Origin of the sequence: Dolichospermum sp. LEGE 00246 (assembly GCF_015207865.1) — a bacterium.
In the GTDB taxonomy this organism is placed as follows: domain Bacteria; phylum Cyanobacteriota; class Cyanobacteriia; order Cyanobacteriales; family Nostocaceae; genus Dolichospermum; species Dolichospermum heterosporum.
In genome coordinates this window covers 1-2333 of record NZ_JADEWA010000630.1, presented here as the reverse complement: position 1 = coordinate 2333, position 2333 = coordinate 1, and the positions used below count along the sequence as shown (strand labels likewise).

General features: G+C 40.8%; 2 protein-coding genes. One reads left to right on the top strand and one right to left on the bottom strand.

What is annotated here, in order from left to right; translation table 11 throughout:
• Nucleotides 1-176: 176 nt before the first annotated feature.
• Nucleotides 177-1076, bottom strand: a complete 900-nt coding sequence (locus tag IQ228_RS24880; RefSeq protein WP_193964818.1) for a DUF2382 domain-containing protein — start codon at nucleotides 1074-1076, stop codon at nucleotides 177-179.
• A gap of 538 nt (nucleotides 1077-1614) precedes the next feature.
• Here IQ228_RS24880 and IQ228_RS24875 point away from each other — a divergent pair.
• On the top strand, nucleotides 1615-2301 hold the full coding sequence (locus tag IQ228_RS24875; protein ID WP_027401914.1) for a hypothetical protein: 687 nt from the start codon (nucleotides 1615-1617) through the stop codon (nucleotides 2299-2301).
• Nucleotides 2302-2333: the final 32 nt, after the last annotated feature.

Below are 2333 nucleotides of genomic sequence, written 5' to 3'. Positions count from 1 at the left end.
CGAACGCATTCCGAGGTGTCGTGACTCAAATAACGGCTACCCTTCGACAACGCTCAGGGTGGTCTGGTCAGTACGGCTTGCTTGATTACTCTTGCAAGCCCAGTCCCTTTAGGGCTGGGTTACTGACACTCATAATCCACTCCTAATGGAAAATTTACTAACGCGAAATCTGGGTTTTATCTTCTTTCCACATTCGGATGTTCTTGGGTATTAACATCCAATTCTTCTCGGCGCAGAGTTTCTTCCGCTTCAATAGTTTCGTGATCTACAACTTTATCAACTCTGACTTCTTCTCGTAAGAAAGCTTCTTTATGAATATCCGCAGTTTCTTCATAAAGTTCTATTCGACTCACTTCTGTAGTACCAAAGCTGTCGCTACCTAAAGTCACCGTTTCTCCAGCATTTGTAGGAGTAACTCGCTCAATGACAATTCTTTCTTTATCTATGGGGACTGAAACCCGCGCCTTTTCTGTTTCCGTATGTTTCCCAACAATAACTTCTCCTGTTTTGGCGCGGATTTTGTTGGCAATTAATCGTTCTTGATATAGTTTGAAAGTTTGATGATCCTGATCATTCAAGGCATATAAATTAGGTTCTTGTTGATAGTCATAGCCGCTACCGTTACCTGACTTTCTTGGTGGGGCTATGGGAGGGGCTACCATAGTAGCTCCCGCAGGTCGAGAACTGGCTGTATCTACAGAACCGGAACTTTCTAAGAATGCTTCAGAACGATATACTCCCCTGACTTGTTCTTCATAGTTATAATCAATTTCTTTGTGTTCATTAAATTCGGGTAAATTCTCTGCTTGTTGTTTGGTCATTCCCACTGTATAAATCCGTTCAGATGTATGATCAATGCGCGAACGACCAACCGGCAATAAAACTTTTTTCCCAAAAATCCACAAACCTAAATCAACAACGAAATAGCGAAAATGTCCTTGTTCATCTACTAAAATATCGCTGACTGTGCCAATTTTTTCATCTGCGGTTGCATAGACACCCATACCTTTGATGTCTTTGCCTTCAAAACTTTCTCGATAATTCGGATCAAATTCTTTGATTTTCAAAAGAGACATACTATTTCCCTCTCCACTTTTTATGGATATTGCAGGCAACAGGTTGATAATTTTGCTCCCGTTGCAGTTTCACCATCAGTTGATGTCATCAAATATCAAATTATTCTCAACATTAGAACCTGGTACAATTGGGTTATTAGTTTTTCTGTTCTGTTAGTTCTAATATGTACACATTAGTTATTTTTATGATTAAGACCGTCCATCAAAGGGTTGATTATGCTGGTATGTCAATAGACAGAGATTCTTAACTGAGTGGTAGGAAAGTGCCAGATCCCCGACTTCTTGAAGAAGTCGGGGATCTGTATGATCTGTGTGGGTTTAAAAGTGTATAAATTCGTTTATAGACAAATAATTTAAAAATTCCCCTTGGGGAAAATCGCAAATAATACACTCGGTGTCAAAAAATTGCACTAAAATCACTACGGCGGTAATCTTTGGTTGTGAGGTGTGAGGTATTTTTAAGTCAGCTTGACGATAAAATTAATCCACTTCCTGCGGTCTTTAGGCTTACTGCGCTAAAAAATTAGAGAGTTAATTTATGTTTCAGTTGTTAAGCCGGGTTTTGCTATGGCTCTTAATTGGTGTTGTAGCCTTTTCTTTGTTCCAAAGATTCTATCCATCAGTAACTTTTGTCGGCAGATTTATTTTAGGGTTGGTCATTGTTGTTTTAGCTTTAGCATTTCTCAATCCTAGTGAACCAGCGGTGGCTTCGTTGTGGCGATTTATCTCCTTCCCGCTCAAGCCCTTGGGTGCTTCGGTTTTAATGTTGTTTTTAGCTGCTCAAAAAATCAAAGGCGGTGGCATTGATAAACCGGGCGGTTTTTTATTAGGATGGGCGTTGACGGTTTTGCTTTTGTCCAGCACACCAGCGATCGCTTACTTCCTAGTCAGATCACCCGTTGCTACAGTTGGGGAGATGAACATCAATCAGCCAACTGCCCCATCTACCTTAGTGGCCTTTGATCTGGCAAATCCTAATTTCACAATCTCAGATATTCAGCAAAATATCATCCCACATAAGGTAGAGATAAATTCTCAAACCATAGCCTTCAATAGTCTGACTGCGAATATCCCTTCCTATTTACTCCAAAATCCTCAAGCAATCAGCACCCGTGGGTTACGGGTAGAAGACTTTGTTCCTAATGCAGAAACCCTGCAACTTACTACCCAAGTATGGGAAAGTTATCTCAATCAGATTTATGTTTTCTTGCGTGGACGTACGTAGAGGAGGTAGGGGGTAGGGGGAGTGGGGGGAGT

What these genes read in the sequence shown, in the direction of transcription:
- IQ228_RS24880 (WP_193964818.1), bottom strand. Translation starts at nt 1,076, where the DNA reads ATGTCTCTTTTGAAAATCAAAGAATTTGATCCGAATTATCGAGAAAGT.
- IQ228_RS24875 (WP_027401914.1), top strand. Translation starts at nt 1,615, where the DNA reads ATGTTTCAGTTGTTAAGCCGGGTTTTGCTATGGCTCTTAATTGGTGTT.